Annotated in this window: 11 protein-coding genes; 3 read left to right on the top strand and 8 right to left on the bottom strand. The window is 39.5% G+C overall.

Annotated elements, in window-relative coordinates; genetic code table 11:
* Positions 1–114 precede the first annotated feature (114 nt).
* Positions 115–8,832 (top strand): SdrD B-like domain-containing protein, encoded by an 8,718-nt coding sequence (locus FGL66_RS10020; RefSeq protein ID WP_258007303.1) that lies wholly within the window; start codon positions 115–117, stop codon positions 8,830–8,832.
* 90 nt (positions 8,833–8,922) lie between these two features.
* On the opposite strand, the gene priA is transcribed toward FGL66_RS10020, so the two are convergent.
* The 4 genes from priA to gmk form a co-directional block, all read right to left on the bottom strand.
* Positions 8,923–11,331: a primosomal protein N' gene (priA, locus tag FGL66_RS03440; RefSeq protein WP_180810212.1), complete on the bottom strand. Its 2,409-nt coding sequence runs from the start codon at positions 11,329–11,331 to the stop codon at positions 8,923–8,925.
* Positions 11,328–12,539 (bottom strand): bifunctional phosphopantothenoylcysteine decarboxylase/phosphopantothenate--cysteine ligase CoaBC, encoded by a 1,212-nt coding sequence (gene coaBC, locus FGL66_RS03435; protein WP_180810211.1) that lies wholly within the window; start codon positions 12,537–12,539, stop codon positions 11,328–11,330. Before coaBC ends, priA begins: the two co-directional genes overlap by 4 nt.
* Positions 12,540–12,718: 179 nt before the next feature.
* A complete protein-coding gene (rpoZ, locus tag FGL66_RS03430) occupies positions 12,719–12,928 on the bottom strand; it encodes a DNA-directed RNA polymerase subunit omega (protein ID WP_180810210.1) in 210 nt (69 codons plus the stop codon).
* The gene (gene gmk / locus FGL66_RS03425; RefSeq protein ID WP_180810209.1) at positions 12,928–13,551 is read right to left on the bottom strand and encodes a guanylate kinase; all 624 of its coding nucleotides are present in this window, start codon (positions 13,549–13,551) and stop codon (positions 12,928–12,930) included. The genes rpoZ and gmk overlap by 1 nt, the downstream gene beginning before the upstream one ends.
* Before the next feature lie 290 nt (positions 13,552–13,841).
* Between gmk and FGL66_RS03420 the strand changes: the two genes are divergently transcribed.
* Both FGL66_RS03420 and FGL66_RS03415 read left to right on the top strand, forming a co-directional pair.
* A complete protein-coding gene (locus FGL66_RS03420) occupies positions 13,842–15,542 on the top strand; it encodes an Rqc2 family fibronectin-binding protein (protein WP_180810208.1) in 1,701 nt (566 codons plus the stop codon).
* 293 nt (positions 15,543–15,835) lie between these two features.
* Positions 15,836–16,249: a VOC family protein gene (locus tag FGL66_RS03415; protein WP_180810207.1), complete on the top strand. Its 414-nt coding sequence runs from the start codon at positions 15,836–15,838 to the stop codon at positions 16,247–16,249.
* Positions 16,250–16,310: 61 nt separating this feature from the next.
* On the opposite strand, the gene pyrE is transcribed toward FGL66_RS03415, so the two are convergent.
* From pyrE to FGL66_RS03395, 4 genes are read right to left on the bottom strand one after another with little or no spacing between them, the layout of a single operon-like run.
* Positions 16,311–16,919, bottom strand: coding sequence for an orotate phosphoribosyltransferase (gene pyrE / locus FGL66_RS03410; protein ID WP_180810206.1), 609 nt, complete (start codon positions 16,917–16,919; stop codon positions 16,311–16,313).
* Entirely contained in the window at positions 16,919–17,611 is a 693-nt protein-coding gene (gene pyrF / locus FGL66_RS03405; protein ID WP_180810205.1) for an orotidine-5'-phosphate decarboxylase, read from the bottom strand. Before pyrF ends, pyrE begins: the two co-directional genes overlap by 1 nt.
* Position 17,612: 1 nt before the next feature.
* Positions 17,613–18,533 (bottom strand): dihydroorotate dehydrogenase, encoded by a 921-nt coding sequence (locus tag FGL66_RS03400; RefSeq protein ID WP_180810204.1) that lies wholly within the window; start codon positions 18,531–18,533, stop codon positions 17,613–17,615.
* Positions 18,530–19,294 carry a dihydroorotate dehydrogenase electron transfer subunit gene (locus FGL66_RS03395; protein ID WP_258007302.1) on the bottom strand — a complete coding sequence of 255 codons (765 nt, stop codon included), beginning with the start codon at positions 19,292–19,294 and terminating at the stop codon, positions 18,530–18,532. Before FGL66_RS03395 ends, FGL66_RS03400 begins: the two co-directional genes overlap by 4 nt.
* Between the last annotated feature and the right edge of the window lie 3 nt (positions 19,295–19,297).

Below are 19,297 nucleotides of genomic sequence, written 5' to 3'. Positions count from 1 at the left end.
CAATAATATAATTTTTAAAACTTAATTTCGATGTTGTTTTTATAAAAATGTTAGCATATAATCATTGTAGCAGTATTGATATACCGCTAATCTCAACTGTATAGGGGTGTAAATATGAATAAGAAGTATGATTTTATTCCGAATAGGCTAAATAAATACTCTATTCGAAAATTCACCGTTGGAACGGCATCTATTTTAGTCGGAACAACATTATTATTCGGATTAAGTAATGATGCCAAAGCGAATGAAATTGACAATCAGCAAACTTCTGAATCTCTGATTGATGACACCACTGATGATTTAAATGACATTGCATCAGACAATATTGAACAATCAGCTACCGACAACTCATCAGAAGTCAAAGAAGTAATAATCGCTGATAATGAAGCAACAACTCAAACCAATAGCACAGCAGACGAGCAAGACACTACACCAACCAAAGATGTTATTCACACATCTGAAGACACAGCAAACACGAACAACACGGAATCACTTGAGCAAGACGATGAAATTTCTGAAGACGAAGCGAAATTTTTCACAAACCTCGAGACACCACCTCGTACTACACCATTGAATACCGAACAAGATGTCCAACAAAACGAACAACCACCAAGTACATTGCCAACATCCTTTGCGTTACCAGAAGAAGAACAACATTTGAGTGCATCTGTTATTGATAAAGCTACAACTTTACCAACACAAGATATTCCAACAGAAGAACGACAGTTAGCTTTTGCACGTAATAACTATGTGATGTTCCGTTCAGCTGGTTATTATGGTGGCTATAATGCTTTACGTTATAAAACACCATGTGGTTGTGGCGCACCACCGCCTCCTCCTCCAAGACCTGTATATACAAAATATCGTTTAGGTAACTATGTTTGGGATGATGCGAATAAAAATGGTATTCAAGATTTAAGCGAAAACGGTATATCTAATGTATCCGTTACACTGCATACATCATCGGGCAGATTTTTGAAACAAACAACAACAGATCAATCCGGTTACTATGAATTTAATAACCTTGATGCCGGTAGATATATTGTTAAGTTTGAAACACCGGATGGTTACCATACAACATTAGCTGAACAAGGCAATGATGATACTGCTGATTCAGATGGTTTAGAAGTTGATGTTTATTTAACTCATGATGATATGACTATTGATTCTGGTTTCTATCAGCTTAAACCTAAATATAAAATTGGAGATACGGTTTGGCTTGATGAAAATAGAGATGGTGTTCAAGACTCTGATGAATCAGGTATCCCAAATATCACCGTCATCTTAAAGGATCATCAAGGTAAAGAAATCAAACGTACCTTAACAGATGAAACAGGTCAATACGCTTTTGAAAATTTAGAACCTAATCAATACATCGTGGAATTTGTTACGCCACCAGGTTACAAACCAACAAAAGCTAATTTCCAAAATCCAGGTTATGAAGATGTCGACTCTGATGGTACAGTAGTCAATGTTAACCTCACGAACGATGACGTATCCATTGACTCTGGTTTTTATAAAGAAAAATCAACATTTCGTTTAGGGGACTATGTTTGGATCGATAAAAACCAAGATGGTATCCAAGACGATAGTGAAGATGGATTGGCAAACGTCACTGTTATTTTAAAAAATGCGTCAGGTAAAGAATTAAAACGCACAACGACTGATAAAACGGGTCATTATGTCTTTGAAGACTTAAAACCAAATGACTATATCGTACAATTTATTCCACCAGCCGATTACTATCCAACAGACACTGAACAAGGTGGCGATGAAAGTACAGATTCAAACGGTTTAGAGGTAGAAGTTTCGCTACAAGATGATGATTTTACAATTGATTCTGGCTTCTATAAAAATAGTTCAAAACTTCTTATCGGAGATTACGTTTGGGAAGACACAAATAAAAACGGTATTCAAGACGACAATGAACACGGTATCGAAGGTGTTGCCGTCTTATTGAAAAACTCTAATGGTCGTATTATTAAACGCACAAAAACAGATGAAACAGGTCACTACTTGTTTAACAACTTAGATGCTGGTCATTATACTGTCGAATTCATCACACCTGAAGGTTATAAACCAACATTAGCCGAACAAGATGATGCCGATGATAATGATTCGGATGGCTTAGTTATCGATGTTGACATTGAAGCTGATGACCTCACAATCGATTCTGGTTTTTACAGAACAAACTTTTCTTATAAACTTGGGAACTTTGTTTGGGAAGATACCAATAAAAATGGAATTCAAGATGCAAATGAACCAGGTATTGCCGATGTGACTGTTATCCTTAAAGATGAAAACGAAAAAGAGATTGCACGTACAACGACAAATGAGAATGGTCAATATCTCTTTGAAAATCTTAAAAAAGGTCATTACACTGTTGAATTCTTCGCCCCTAAAGGTTACATTCCAACAGATAGTAATCAAGGTACAAACGACGATAAAGACTCTGATGGTGTTATCGTTAAGGTCAACTTAACACAAGATAATATGACCATTGATTCCGGTTACTATAAAGGCTCTACACTCAAGATAGGTGATTACGTTTGGGAAGATACGAATAAAAATGGGATTCAAGATGTAAATGAAAATCCTCTTCCAGGTGTTACTGTTATTTTAAAAGATAACAACGGTGAAGAAATTGCACGTACGACTACCGATAATACAGGTCACTATCTTTTCGAGAAACTTGTAAAGGGACATTATATCGTTGAATTCATCACACCTGATGGCTTTATTCCTTCGCCTACTCATCAAGGCAATAATAGTGATAAAGATTCTGATGGTACTATTGTTAGTGTAGATCTCACTGATTCTGATAACTTGACAATTGACGCTGGCTTTCATCGTGAAGCTAAACTCGTTCTAGGTGACTTTGTCTGGGAAGATACCAATAAAAATGGGGTTCAAGATACTGATGAACTTGGTATTCCTAACGTTACGGTTGTTTTATTAAATGACCAAGGACAAGAAGTCGCAAACACAACCACTGACAATAATGGTCATTATCTTTTTGAAAACTTAGATCCCGGTCATTATACTGTTGAATTTACTACACCTGATGGCTTTATGCCTACTGCTACAAATCAAGGTCATAATGATGCGAATGACTCGGACGGCTTTTCAGTTCAAGTTGACCTTCAACACGATGACTTAACGATTGATTCCGGTTTCTATCGAGAACCAAAATTTAAATTAGGTAACTTTGTTTGGGAAGATACAAATAAAGATGGCATTCAAGGTCATGATGAATCTGGCATTCCTAACGTAACCGTGATCCTTAAAGATTCTGACGGTAACGAAATCGCTCGTTCTTTGACTGACCAAAATGGTCAATATCTTTTCGATAACTTAGACCCAGGTCACTACACTGTTGAATTTACTACACCTGATGGTTTTGTCCCTACTGCTACAAATCAAGGTCATAATGATGCGAATGACTCGGACGGCTTTTCAGTTCAAGTTGATCTTCAACACGATGACTTAACGATCGACTCTGGTTTCCATAAAAAACCAAAGTTTAAATTAGGTAACTTTGTTTGGGAAGATACAAATAAAGATGGCATTCAAGGTCATGATGAATTTGGCATTCCTAACGTAACCGTGATCCTTAAAGATTCTGACGGTAACGAAATTGCTCGTTCTTTGACTGACCAAAATGGTCAATATCTTTTCGATAACTTAGACCCAGGTCACTACACTGTTGAATTTACTACACCTGATGGCTTTGTTCCTACTCAAGCTGAACAAGGCAATGATGATGAACTTGATTCTGATGGTCTTCGTATTGATGTTGATCTCCTTGATGGTGACGATTTAACAATTGACTCGGGCTTCCATAAAAAACCAAAATTTAAATTAGGTAACTTTGTTTGGGAAGATACAAATAAAGATGGCATTCAAGGTCATGATGAATTTGGCATTCCTAACGTAACCGTGATCCTTAAAGATTCTGACGGTAACGAAATTGCTCGTTCTTTGACTGACCAAAATGGTCAATATCTTTTCGATAACTTAGACCCAGGTCACTACACTGTTGAATTTACTACACCTGATGGCTTTGTTCCTACTCAAGCTGAACAAGGCAATGATGATGAACTTGATTCTGATGGTCTTCGTATTGATGTTGATCTCCTTGATGGTGACGATTTAACAATTGACTCAGGCTTCCATAAAAAACCAAAATTTAAATTAGGTAACTTTGTTTGGGAAGATACAAATAAAGATGGCATTCAAGGTCATGATGAATTTGGCATTCCTAACGTAACCGTGATCCTTAAAGATTCTGACGGTAACGAAATTGCTCGTTCTTTGACTGACCAAAATGGTCAATACCTTTTCGACAACTTAGACCCAGGTCACTACACTATTGAATTTACTACACCTGATGGCTTTGTTCCTACTCAAGCTGAACAAGGCAATGATGATGAACTCGATTCTGATGGTCTTCGTATTGATGTTGATCTCCTTGATGGTGACGATCTAACGATCGACTCTGGTTTCCACAAAAAACCAAAGTTTAAATTAGGTAACTTTGTTTGGGAAGATACAAATAAAGATGGCATTCAAGGTCATGATGAATCTGGCATTCCTAACGTAACCGTGATCCTTAAAGATTCTGACGGTAACGAAATTGCTCGTTCTTTGACTGACCAAAATGGTCAATATCTTTTCGACAACTTAGACTCAGGTCACTACACTGTTGAATTTACTACACCTGATGGCTTTGTTCCTACTCAAGCTGAACAAGGCAATGATGATGAACTCGATTCTGATGGCCTTCGTATCGATGTTGATCTCCTTGATGGTGACGATCTAACGATCGACTCTGGTTTCCATAAAAAACCAAAGTTTAAATTAGGTCATTTAGTATGGAAAGATGATAATAAAGATGGGATTCAAAATGATGATGAAAAAGGTATTCCAGATGTTACCGTTATCTTAAAAGATAAAGATGGTAATGAAATTTCAAGAACTACTACTGATGAAAATGGTGAATACTCATTTAAAAATCTAGACCCAAATCAATATATTATTGAATTTGAAACACCTGAAAATTATATTCCAACAGATTCACACCAAGGTGATGATATGGAAAAAGATTCTAATGGTCTAATTGTTCAAGTTAACCTTACAGAAAACGACGAAACAATTGATTCAGGTTTCTATGAAAATAAAATAGAAGATGATTCTGACTCGGATTCCGATAGCGATTCGGATTCAGACAGTGACTCTGATTCTGACAGCGACTCTGATTCGGATAGCGACTCTGACTCGGACAGCGATTCTGATTCAGACAGTGACTCAGATTCCGACAGCGACTCTGACTCAGATAGTGATTCTGATTCTGACAGCGATTCGGATTCAGACAGTGACTCTGACTCGGATAGCGACTCCGACTCTGATAGCGACTCGGATTCTGACAGCGATTCTGATTCAGACAGTGACTCAGATTCCGACAGCGACTCTGACTCAGATAGTGATTCTGACTCTGACAGCGATTCGGATTCAGACAGTGATTCGGATTCCGATAGCGACTCGGATTCCGACAGCGATTCGGACTCGGATAGCGATTCGGATTCTGATAGCGATTCGGACTCCGATAGCGACTCGGATTCTGACAGTGACTCGGATTCTGACAGCGACTCTGATTCCGATAGCGACTCAGACTCGGACAGCGATTCGGATTCAGACAGTGACTCAGATTCCGACAGCGACTCTGATTCTGACAGCGATTCGGACTCTGATAGCGACTCGGATTCTGACAGCGACTCGGATTCTGACAGTGATTCGGATTCCGACAGTGACTCTGATTCTGACAGCGACAGTGATTCTGATAGTGACTCAGATTCCGACAGCGATTCGGATTCAGACAGTGACTCTGATTCGGACAGTGATTCTGATTCAGACAGTGACTCGGATAGCGACTCCGACTCGGATAGCGATTCGGACTCGGACAGCGATTCGGATTCAGACAGTGACTCTGACTCGGATAGCGACTCCGACTCAGATAGTGACTCGGATTCTGATAGCGACTCTGATTCTGACAGCGACTCTGATTCTGACAGCGACGCAGATTCAGACAGCGACTCGGATTCTGACAGTGACTCGGATTCAGACAGCGACTCCGACTCGGATAGCGACTCCGACTCTGACAGCGATTCTGATTCCGATAGTGACTCTGATTCTGATAGCGACTCGGATAGCGATTCTGATTCCGACAGTGACTCGGACAGCGACTCTGACTCCGACAGCGACTCGGATTCTGATAGCGACTCCGACTCTGACAGCGATTCGGATTCAGACAGTGACTCTGATTCTGACAGTGATTCGGACTCTGACAGTGACTCTGATTCTGACAGCGATTCTGACTCTGATAGTGACTCGGATTCGGATAGTGACTCGGATTCGGATAGCGACTCTGATTCGGATAGCGACTCTGATTCGGACAGTGATTCCGACAGTGACTCTGACTCGGACAGCGACTCGGATTCTGATAGTGACTCCGACTCTGACAGCGATTCTGACTCAGATAGTGACTCGGATTCTGATAGCGACTCTGATTCTGATTCCGACAGCGACTCTGACTCAGATAGTGATTCTGACTCTGACAGCGATTCTGATTCTGACAGTGATTCTGATTCCGACTCGGATAGTGACTCCGACTCGGATAGCGATTCGGACTCTGACAGCGATTCTGATTCAGACAGTGACTCAGATTCCGACAGCGATTCGGACTCTGATAGTGACTCTGACTCCGATAGCGACTCGGATTCAGACAGTGACTCGGATTCTGACAGTGATTCTGATTCAGACAGTGATTCTGATTCAGACAGTGACTCGGATAGCGACTCGGATTCAGACAGTGACTCAGATTCCGACAGCGATTCTGACTCAGATAGTGACTCGGATTCTGATAGCGACTCGGATTCTGACAGCGACTCGGATTCTGACAGCGACGCAGATTCAGACAGCGACTCGGATTCTGACAGTGACTCGGATTCTGACAGCGACTCCGACTCGGATAGCGACTCCGACTCTGACAGCGATTCTGATTCCGATAGTGACTCGGATTCGGACAGTGATTCTGACTCGGATAGCGATTCTGATTCCGACAGTGACTCGGACAGCAACTCTGACTCCGACAGCGACTCGGATTCTGATAGCGACTCCGACTCTGACAGCGATTCGGATTCGGACAGTGACTCGGATTCGGACAGTGATTCGGACTCTGACAGTGACTCGGATTCTGACAGCGATTCTGACTCAGATAGTGACTCGGATTCGGATAGCGACTCTGACTCGGATAGCGACTCGGATTCTGACAGTGACTCTGACTCCGACAGCGACTCGGATTCTGATAGTGACTCCGACTCGGACAGCGATTCTGATTCCGACAGTGACTCAGATTCTGACAGTGACTCAGATTCTGACAGTGACTCTGACTCCGATAGCGATTCGGACTCTGATAGCGATTCGGACTCTGACAGTGATTCTGACTCCGACAGCGACTCTGACTCGGATAGCGACTCGGATTCTGACAGTGATTCCGACAGTGACTCAGATTCTGACAGTGACTCTGACTCCGATAGCGACTCCGACTCTGATAGCGATTCGGACTCTGACAGTGATTCTGACTCCGACAGCGACTCGGATTCTGATAGTGACTCCGACTCGGACAGCGATTCTGACTCAGATAGTGACTCGGATTCTGATAGCGACTCGGATTCCGACAGTGACTCGGATTCAGACAGCGACTCCGACTCTGATAGCGACTCAGATGCCGACAGTGATTCCGACAGTGACTCTGATTCAGACAGTGACTCTGACTCGGATAGCGATTCGGATTCTGATAGCGACTCCGACTCGGACAGCGATTCTGATTCCGATAGTGACTCGGATTCAGACAGTGATTCTGACTCGGATAGCGATTCGGATTCCGACAGTGACTCGGACAGCGACTCTGACTCCGACAGCGATTCTGACTCGGATAGCGATTCTGATTCAGACAGTGACTCGGACAGCGACTCTGACTCCGACAGCGACTCGGATTCTGATAGCGACTCCGACTCGGACAGCGATTCGGATTCAGACAGTGACTCAGATTCCGACAGTGACTCCGACTCGGACAGCGATTCCGACAGTGACTCAGATGCCGACAGCGATTCTGACTCGGATAGCGACTCCGACTCGGACAGCGATTCGGATTCCGACAGCGATTCTGACTCAGATAGTGACTCGGATTCGGATAGCGACTCAGATTCCGACAGCGATTCTGACTCGGACAGTGATTCTGACTCCGACAGCGACTCTGACTCGGATAGCGACTCGGATTCTGACAGTGATTCCGACAGTGACTCAGATTCTGACAGTGACTCTGACTCCGACAGCGACTCGGATTCTGATAGTGACTCCGACTCGGACAGCGATTCGGATTCCGACAGTGACTCAGATTCTGACAGTGACTCTGACTCCGATAGCGATTCGGACTCTGATAGCGATTCGGACTCTGACAGTGATTCTGACTCCGACAGCGACTCTGACTCGGATAGCGACTCGGATTCCGACAGCGATTCTGACTCAGATAGTGACTCGGATTCGGATAGCGACTCAGATTCCGACAGCGATTCTGACTCAGATAGTGACTCTGATTCGGATAGCGACTCGGATTCCGACAGTGATTCGGACAGCAATTCGGACTCTGATAGCTTAGGATTGCCAAATACAGGTCAAAGTTCAACAAATCCAACCTTATTCGGTACATTATTTGCTGGTCTTGGTTCATTGATTCTCTTTGGGCGTAAAAAGAAAAGACATGAACAAGAATAATCTGTTATAAAAAGAGGATATGCCTTTCTTGTGTATATAAAAACCCCAGAAGCTGTACATTTTGTACGGCACTGGGGTTTCTCTTATTTGTTACATTAGCATATAAGGTCCTATATCAATACGTAAGACGAGATGATCTTGCTCATATTGTTCATGATAGTAGTCATCTAAATATCGCAATGCATGTGCTAATGATGGTTCACTTTTATATTTCACTAATATTTGAAAGCGAAATGCATTATTGATTCGCGTTAATGCAGCAGGCGCTGGACCTAAAACGAATGCTTTACCTGTTAAATGTTGCAATAAAATTTGATGAATATGCGTTGCTGCTTGTAATACTTTTTTCATATTTTCATGTGAAATTGTAAAATTAATTAAATAATAATATGGTGGATATTTACCGATTTGTCTAAACTTCATTTCTTTTTCATAAAATGCTAAATAATCATTCGCTTGAACATCTTGTATCGCATAATGATCTGGATTATATGTTTGAATAATAACGTCACCTTTTTTCTGGTGTCTACCGGCTCTCCCTGCAACTTGTGTTAACAATTGATATGTTCGCTCACTTGAACGAAAGTCCGGTAAGTTTAACATTGTATCCGCATTTAAGACGCCTACTAATGTAATATTAGGAAAATCAAGTCCTTTCGCAATCATTTGTGTGCCTAATAGAATATCTCCTTGCCCCTCACCGAATGCTTTTAGCAATTGTTCATGGCTTCCTTTTTTACTCGTTGTATCTACATCCATACGAATAATACGGGCAGATGGAAAACGTTCTTGTATTAATTCTTCTACACGCTGTGTACCTGTTCCCATTTGACGAATATGTTCACTTTCACAGTTTGGACATTTAAATGGTACAGGCTCATGATGACCGCAATAATGACATTTAAGTTCATCGGATGTTTTATGATAAGTCATAGAAATATCACAATTTGGACATTGTGGTACATGACCACAATCTCGACACAACATAAATGATGCATAGCCACGACGATTTAAAAATAATACCACTTGTTCCTTTTTTTCTAATCTCTCTTCTATTGCCTTGGCTAAATCATTAGAAAAAATAGAGCGATTACCATTGGCTAGCTCTTCTCGCATATCTCGAATGATAATATCTGGTAAAGGCTGCTGATTTACACGTGTTGGCATTGACAATAGCTGATATACTTTTTTTGTTGCTCTCGCATAACTTTCTAAACTAGGTGTTGCACTCCCCAACACAAGTGGACAATGATGGTATTGACAACGCCATGCTGCAATGTCTCTGGCATGATAGCGCGGATAGTCTTCTTGTTTATACGTTGCTTCGTGTTCTTCATCAATAATAATGATGCCCAATTTTTTAAAAGGTGCAAATATACTAGAACGTGCACCTACACTTACTTTGGCACGACCATCTCGTATTTTCTGCCACTCATCATAACGCTCCCCATGTGATAAACCTGAGTGTAATACTGCAACTTCATCACCAAAACGTCGCTTAAAACGATTGACCATTTGAGGTGTTAATGCAATTTCTGGTACGAGCATCATTGCCTCTCTTTGATGATTTAACACTTCTTCGATAATTTGTAAATACACTTCTGTTTTTCCTGATCCCGTAACACCATGTAATAGAAACGTTTGATCTCGCGAATCATCAACAGCTTCTTTCATCTTATCAAATGCTATTTGTTGTTCTGTTGTCAATTGACGTTTCGGTTCCTGTTCAAATATGCGTCCTTCATACGGATCACGTTCTACAATGACATCATATTTTTCAATAAATCCATGTCGCACTAATGTATTAATAGCAGAAGTGGAAAAATTCATATTATGAAGTTCTCGTAACAATACATCACGATGTTGCTCATCTAGTAAAAACGCATAAACCTCATATTGTTTCGGTCGTTTTTCTAGCGCCTCTAAAACTTCATCACTGGCATGCGTCTTAATGATTCTTACAGCACGTTGTTTTTTCTTAGATGTGTGTTGCGATAAAATAGTAATTTCTTTAACCGCTTTTTGTTTCATATACTTTAATAACGTGCTCACATCTTCATGGGTTTGTGCTTCTTTATATTTATAGATCCCTTCTTGATTAAAGCGTGCTAGCAACGCTTCTGGCAATAATGTTTTATCAATAAGTTGAAATGCTTTCGTATATTTTGCTTTGAGGGCGCTGGGTAACATTGCTTCTAATATTGAAATACGTTTAGCAATGAAATAACGACTATACCATTCACTTAATTCCACAAGTTCTTCTGTCAATTCAGGCTGAATATCTTTAACTTCATAAATCGGTTTGAGTCTTGATATTTCAATATCTGAATCTCTATCAGGTACGAGGTTCATGACATAGCCTTGAATTTTACGAGACCCAAAAGGGACGATCACACGAACACCCGGTTTTACGACATTTGTTAAATCTTCTGGTACAAGATAATCAAATGTTTTATCTACGCTTTTTGCGGCTATATCTACAATCACTTGCGCAATCATATACGCCATCTACTTTCTAATGCTGTTAAGATTTTATAAGCTAACTCCGCTTTAGATACTTTAGCAATAGGCACTTTAAAACCATCTTTAAAATACAATGTCACTTCATTATCATCAGAATTAAATCCGATAGAACGATCTCCTACATTATTTGCGATTACAACATCTGCATTTTTACGTGTCAGTTTTTGTTGTGCATAATATTCGACATCTTGTGTTTCAGCAGCAAATCCTACTAATTTTTGATGTTGCTTATGTGCCCCTAAGTATTTTAGGATATCTTTTGTGCGCTCAAACTCGATATATAAAGCACCTTCTTGCTTTTTCATTTTATTTTCTAACTTGTTTACAGGCGTATAATCAGAGACTGCAGCCGTTTTAAATACAATGTCCTGACTTTCATAACGTTTGATCACAGCTTGAAACATCTCTTCAGCACTAGTTACAGGTACAAATATTACATCGTCTGGTGGTGTCAAATGTGTCGGTCCTGAAATAAGTGTTACTTCTGCCCCCAAATCTACAAGTGCGTGGGCTAATGCATATCCCATTTTACCTGAAGCACGATTGGATACATAACGTACGGGGTCAATGACTTCTACCGTTGGACCTGCAGTAATAAGTACGCGTTGTCCTTTAAAATAAGATGCTAAATGCTTATTTTGACTCTTTTTATCAGTTGTTTCACGCTCTAAAACAGCTTGAATTTCTAGTGGTTCTGCCATACGTCCCTTGGCGATATAACCACAAGCAAGGAACCCTTCACCCGGCTCAATAAAATGATAACCATCTTGTTCTAGTATTTTCATATTTGCTTGTACTCTTGGGTTCTCATACATATGTACATTCATAGCAGGTGCAAGAAATTTAGGTTTTTCGGTAGCAAGGAGTGTTGTCGTCACCATATCATCTGCCATACCATGACTTAATTTAGCAATAATATTTGCTGTTGCAGGTGCAATAACTACCGCGTCTGCCCAATCCCCCAATGCGATATGTTGAATTTCGGATGGATTTTCTTCAACAAATATATCTGTATAAACAGCTTGACGGCTAATAGCTTGAAAAGATAATGGTGTTACAAACTTTTGTGCGTGAGCTGTTAACATCACACGCACATTATAGCCTGACTGTGTAAGTTTACTCGTTAAATCAATCGCTTTATATGCCGCAATACCGCCTGTTACTGCTAATAAAATATTTTTCATAATTTCACTCCTGATTTATTCACTCTTATGTGCATTATAATATATTTCATAAAGGGAGACACCTCCCATCAATCCATAATTATTAAAAAATATATAATAAAAAAGCCACCAAAATGATTTTGATAGCTTTTGTTATACATATCGCCTCTTAATGGAGGGTCCCATTTCCATGTCTTATTTTAGTAGTTTTTAAGGTCTACGTTAGGTACGACTTTACTTGCAGCAATCTCTTCAAGTGCACGGCCTACTGTTTTTTCACTCGTGTAGCCGTCTAACAATAGTGCATCTGGATTGGCTTGAATTTCTCTTGCACGTTTTGCTGCTGTTGTCGCAATTAAATATTTGGAATTAATTTTATCTTGTAATTGATGTAACGGTGGATATAACATTACTTTTTAGCCTCCAATAACATTTTTCGATATTTTGCTTCAATACGCTCACGCTTTAAATGTTCTGCCTCTACAATCGATTGAATGCGTGCCTTTGCCAGGTCTACTTCATCATTCACAACAACATAGTCATAGAGATTCATCATTTCAACTTCTTTACGCGCCTCATCAATTCGGCTCTGGATTTTTTCAGATGTTTCTGTTCCTCGACCGATAAGGCGTTCTTTAAGGTGTTCAAGACTAGGTGGTGCTAAAAAGATAAACAACGCATCCGGAAACTTTTTACGCACTTGCTTAGCGCCTTCAACCTCAATCTCCAAAAACACATCATGTCCTTCATTCATTGTATCTTTTACATATTGTACAGGGGTACCATAGTAGTTCCCCACATATTCTGCATATTCAATAAATGCATCTTGCTCAATGAGTTGCTCAAATGCTTCACGCGTTTTAAAAAAATAATCCACACCATCTTGCTCACCCTCACGCATATCTCGCGTAGTCATCGATATAGAGTATTTATAAGATGTGTTAGGATCATCAAAGATTCGTTTTCTGACCGTTCCTTTGCCAACACCTGAAGGACCGGATAGAACGATTAGTAAGCCTTTTTCAGTTTCCATGCCTAACGACCTTTCTACGTTATTCTTCTATGTTATTTACATATCTTACCATAGTTTGATTTCACTTGTATAGAGCGAGTATTACATCACATCCCGCTTTTCAAAATAGATCGTAAAGTACAAGAGATAACTTTAACATCTGTAAAACTTTGATCATCCCTCAATATGCAACTTATTCCACTCTGTTCAAAATGGATTTATTTTATACAAGTATGACGCTACAACACGTGAATACGTATAGAATATGATATAATCGTGAAATGAAAATACTTTAAAGGTGGCAGATATTTATGGCATTTGATGGTCTCTTTACTAAAAAAATGGTGAGCACACTACAAACGATAGTCGGTGGACGTATTCATAAAATTAATCAACCTGAAAATGATACTGTGATTATGGTCGTTCGACAACATCGCAAAAACCATCATTTGTTGCTGTCGATTCATCCAAACTTTGCACGTATTCACCTCACAACGAAAAAATATAATAATCCATTTGAACCTCCTATGTTTGCACGGGTTTTCCGTAAACACCTCGAAGGTGGCGTTATCCGCTCAATTCGACAAATCCATAACGATCGACGTGTAGAAATTGACGTTGAAAGTAAAGATGAAATTGGTGACACTATTTTTCGTACAGTTATTTTAGAAATTATGGGCAAACATAGTAACTTAATCCTTGTCAATGAAGATTATAAAATTATTGAAGGATTTAAACATCTCACACCTAACACGAATCAATATCGTACTGTAATGCCGGGCTTTCAATATGAAGCGCCTCCTGCACAAAACAAGCACAATCCTTATCATTTTAAAGGTAAAGATGTTTTACAGTTTATAGATTTTAATGCTGGACGTATCGACCGTCAACTTTTACAAACTTTTGAAGGTTTTTCTCCACTTATCACAAAAGAAATCACATCACGTCAACATTTTATGACACAACATACGTTACCTCAAGCATTCGATGAGGTAATGGCGGAAACACTGGGAGAAACAACGCCTCTATTCCACAAGAACCATGAAACTGGGAAAGAAGATTTTTATTTTATGCGACTCCATCAGTTTTATGATGATGTTGTGCAATATGATTCACTACATGAGCTGCTCGATCGCTTTTACGATGCGCGTGGCGAACGTGAACGTGTTAAACAACGCGCAAATGACTTAGTGAAGCTCGTACAGCAGCATTTACAAAAGTATCGCAATAAATTAAGTAAACTTGTCGATGAGCAACAAGGCACTCAAGATAAAGAGGTGCAACAACTTTATGGTGAATTAATTACAGCAAATATTTATCAACTTAAACAAGGAGATAAAACGCTAAACACTGTAAACTATTATACTGGAGAAAATATATCTATTCCTTTAAATCCAATAAAATCTCCTGCTGATAATGCACAATACTACTATAAACAATATAATCGCCTTAAAACACGAGAACACGAACTCAAACACCAAATTCAGCTGACCAAAGAGAACATCCATTACTTTGAAAATATTGAACAACAACTGTCTCATATTAGTGTAGATGATATCGATGACATTCGTGAAGAATTAGCAGAACAAGGTTATATTAAACAACGTAAACAACATAAAAAGAAAAAAGCATCAACAATCCGTTTACAAACATATCTTTCTACGGATGGTGACACTATTCTTGTAGGTAAAAATAATAAACAAAATGATTATTTAACAAATAAACGTGCTCAAAAATCACATTATTGGTTTCATACAAAAGATTTTCCAGGGAGTCACGTTGTAATATTAAACGATACACCGAGCGAACAGACGATTGATGAAGCAGCTATGATTGCAGCTTACTTCTCAAAAGCTGGACAATCTGGACAAATTCCGGTCGATTATACACAGATACGAAACGTACATAAACCTAGTGGTGCCAAACCCGGATTTGTAACATATGACAACCAAAAAACACGCTATGCTACACCTGATTACGACAAAATACAAGCACTGAAATCAGAAACATAATCAGCTGTCATCACTTCATGACTTTTAACTATGGCTATCTCAAGTACCAACGTAAAAATAACCAGCCTACAACAATGATAAGTAACATAACTAAGATTGGAATAAGCAAATGCATACTAATCATACAATATAACCTCCACTTATGATTTAGCTTTATTGTAACGGGTTATTATAATAAGTGAAAGTAATGTGAACAAATACTATGAATATATGACGAATACAAGTAATATTTGACCGCATAGCTCAAAAAACAGTACAACAAAGTATAAAAATGAATAAAGGAGTGCTAGTTTATGAAAATCCCTAAAATCACTACGTTTTTAATGTTTAATGGTGAGGCTGAAGCGGCTATTCAGCACTATACATCACTATTTGAAGACAGTGAGATCATCACTATGGTGAAATATGATGAGACCATTCCTGAACAAGCTGGAAAAGTACAACATGCTATTTTCACGTTAAACGGACAGGTTTTTATGGCTATTGATAATGTTAATGGTGCCTCTATTGAAATGACGCCTGCAATCTCACTCTACGTTACAGTCAAAAGTCAGTTAGAGATGGATACTTTATTTAACGGACTTAAAGATGGCGGTGCTATCTTAATGCCAAAAACTGCCATGCCACCTCAATATCGTGAATTCGCTTGGGTTCAAGATCGATTTGGTGTAAACTTTCAACTCGCATTACCTGAAACAATGAAATAAATATAAAAAACAAGAGCAGTCGTCATTTCAATGATAACTGCTCTCGTTTTTTCTTACTATTTTACAGTTGATTACGCCATGCCATTAATGTTTCAATATCATTTGTTGTAATTTTGCCTTCTGTTTCAGCAACTTCTATAAGCTCATCATAGTTGCTCAATGTCATAAAGGGAACTTCTGCCTGCGCAAACATCTCATCTGCTTTTTGTAGACCATAAGTAAAGATGGCTACAACTCCAATAACTTCTGCGCCTGCTGTACGCAATGCTTCAACAGCTGTAATGGATGATCCCCCTGTCGAAATCAAATCTTCGATAACAACTACTTTTTTGCCTTTACTCTCAGCACCTTCAATTTGATTTTGCTTACCATGACTTTTACTTTTAGAACGCACATAGTTCATGGGTAAGTTCAACTTATCTGAGACATACGCAGCATGAGGAATCCCTGCTGTGGCTGTACCAGAAACAACTTCTACATCTGAAAAATTTTTCTTAATTAAATCAATTAAACCGTCACGTATCGCCTCGCGAACTTCTGGAAAGCCCAATGTAATACGGTTGTCACAATAAATCGGTGACTGAATCCCTGAGCTCCATGTAAACATATCCTGTGGTGATAATGAAACGGCTTCAATATCCAATAAAGATTTTGCGATTGCTTTTACCATTAACCTAACCAACTTTCTGTTATTTGATGATAACTTGCGACTGGATCGTCACTTTGTGTAATTGGACGTCCTACAACAATATGCGTTGCACCGAGCTGTCGCGCTTCCTCTGGTGTTGTCACACGTTTTTGATCATTCATTGCAGTATGAGCTGGACGTACCCCCGGCGTCACTTTCAAAAATGAACCCCCACATTTTTTGGTAATTTCAGCGGCTTCCAGTGGTGAGCATACTACACCATCTAAACCAGATATTTGTGCTAATCGTGCATAGTGACAAACCGCTTCTTTCATCGTCATTTGAATCTGCTGTTCTTGATGTAACTGTTCTTCCGTAGTCGAAGTCAACTGTGTCACAGCAATAATTTTCGTGTCTGGGTTCGTTTGGCGTAATCCTTCAACTGCCCTGCGCATCATCTCTGATCCACCAGCTGCGTGGACGTTGACGAGGTCTACATTCAATCGTCCCAATCCTTCCATCGCTTTGCCAACTGTATTGGGTATATCGTGTAGCTTCAAATCCAAAAAGATATCATGTCCTTGGGTTTTAATCTCTTCTATAAGTGAAGGACCCGTTTGATAAAATAACTCCATCCCTATCTTAACAAACAATGGCGTATCAAATCGCGCTAAAAACGTCATCACTTCTGCTTTAGTTGCAAAATCTAAGGCAATAATCGGTGTCTGTTTCAAGTTAATTGTGCCCCCTTTGTGTACGCCCTTTAAGTTCATGGATATGTGTAACACCCAATTCGTCCAAACGTGATGGGAGATCATCTATAATATCCTTACATACCATGGGATTTTGGAAGTTTGCTGTTCCTACTGCGACAGCATCTGCTCCTACTGATATGTAATCAATAACATCTTGTACATCTTGTACGCCTCCCATTGCAATGATTGGAATATCAGGTAAAGCTTTACGTACTTCATAAACCATACGCAGTGCTACGGGCTTTATTGCTGGGCCACTTAAACCACCGATAATATTATTAATAATAGGCTGACCTGTATTGGCATCAATACGTAAACCGACTAACGTATTGATCATCGTTAAACCATCTGCATACTGTGCAATGGCTGTTGCCATTTCAACAATATTTGTGACATTAGGAGATAGTTTAACATACACCGGAACATCTGAGACTGCCTTAACTTTGCGTGTCAGCTCAGCAGCAACTTGAGGATCCACCCCAAATTGCATACCCCCTTCTTTGACATTAGGACATGAAATATTAAGTTCTAACGCTTGAACATTAGGTGCCTTTGAAATATGTTCTGCTACGTATACATAGTCTTCTTCCACCGAACCTGCAACATTTGCAATAATAGGAACATCGTATTGTTCTAATGTTTTAAGTTCATGCTCTAAAATATGATGTACACCCGGATTTTGTAAGCCGATCGCATTAATCATGCCACTATCTGTTTCAGCAACACGAGGGGGTTCATTACCAAAACGTACTTCCTTTGTCGCCGCTTTAATCATTATTGCACCTAGTTCAGAAAGATCATAAAACGCACCATATTCTGCGCCAAATGCGAAACAACCACTAGCTGGCATAATAGGATTTTTAAGGGATAAACCGGGGATATCAATGTTTAATCGACTCATAATACGACCGCTCCTTTTTCAAATACTGGTCCATCTGTACATACTTTAACATAATCTGTTGGACTTTCAGGGACATGACAAACACACGCATAACATGCACCTACACCACAGCCCATACGTTCTTCGAGAGAAATATAACCCGGCACATCTTTAAGTGTATACATCTGTGTCAATGCTTTTAACATAGGTTTAGGTCCACAAGTATAGTAAATATCATAATCTACGGGTAACTGATCAATAACTGTTGTAACAAAACCTTGTGTTCCTGCTGTCCCATCTTCTGTCACAATATATGTTTCTCCCAATGCTTCAAATTGTGATTGATAGAAAACGTCTTTTTGAGATCGAAAGCCAAGTACATGCACCGTTTCGATACCACGGGCATTTAATTGTTTTGAAAGTTCATAAAGCGGTGGTACGCCAATTCCACCACCAACGAGCAATGCTTTTTGCTTTGCTTTATCGACCGGAAATCCATTGCCAAGAGGTGCTAATATATCTAACTCATCCCCTTGATGTAGTGTTGCTATTTTCTGTGTGCCTGCACCTTCCGCACGAAATAACATTGTAAAGCTTTGGTTCGCTGGATCAATCTCACAAATTGAAATTGGACGTCTAAGCATATGTTGAGAACCTTGACCCACTTTAATATGTACAAATTGTCCCGGTTCTTTTAATTGTTCAACAATAGGTCCTGATACTTTCAATTCATAAATGCGATCTGCTATTTGTTCGTTTGAAATGACCGTTAACTTTTCCACCGC

It is taken from the genome of Staphylococcus sp. 17KM0847, assembly GCF_013463155.1.
GTDB lineage: Bacteria > Bacillota > Bacilli > Staphylococcales > Staphylococcaceae > Staphylococcus.
Note: the sequence above shows the minus strand (reverse complement) of the source record. Positions and strands in the feature narration are given on the sequence as shown.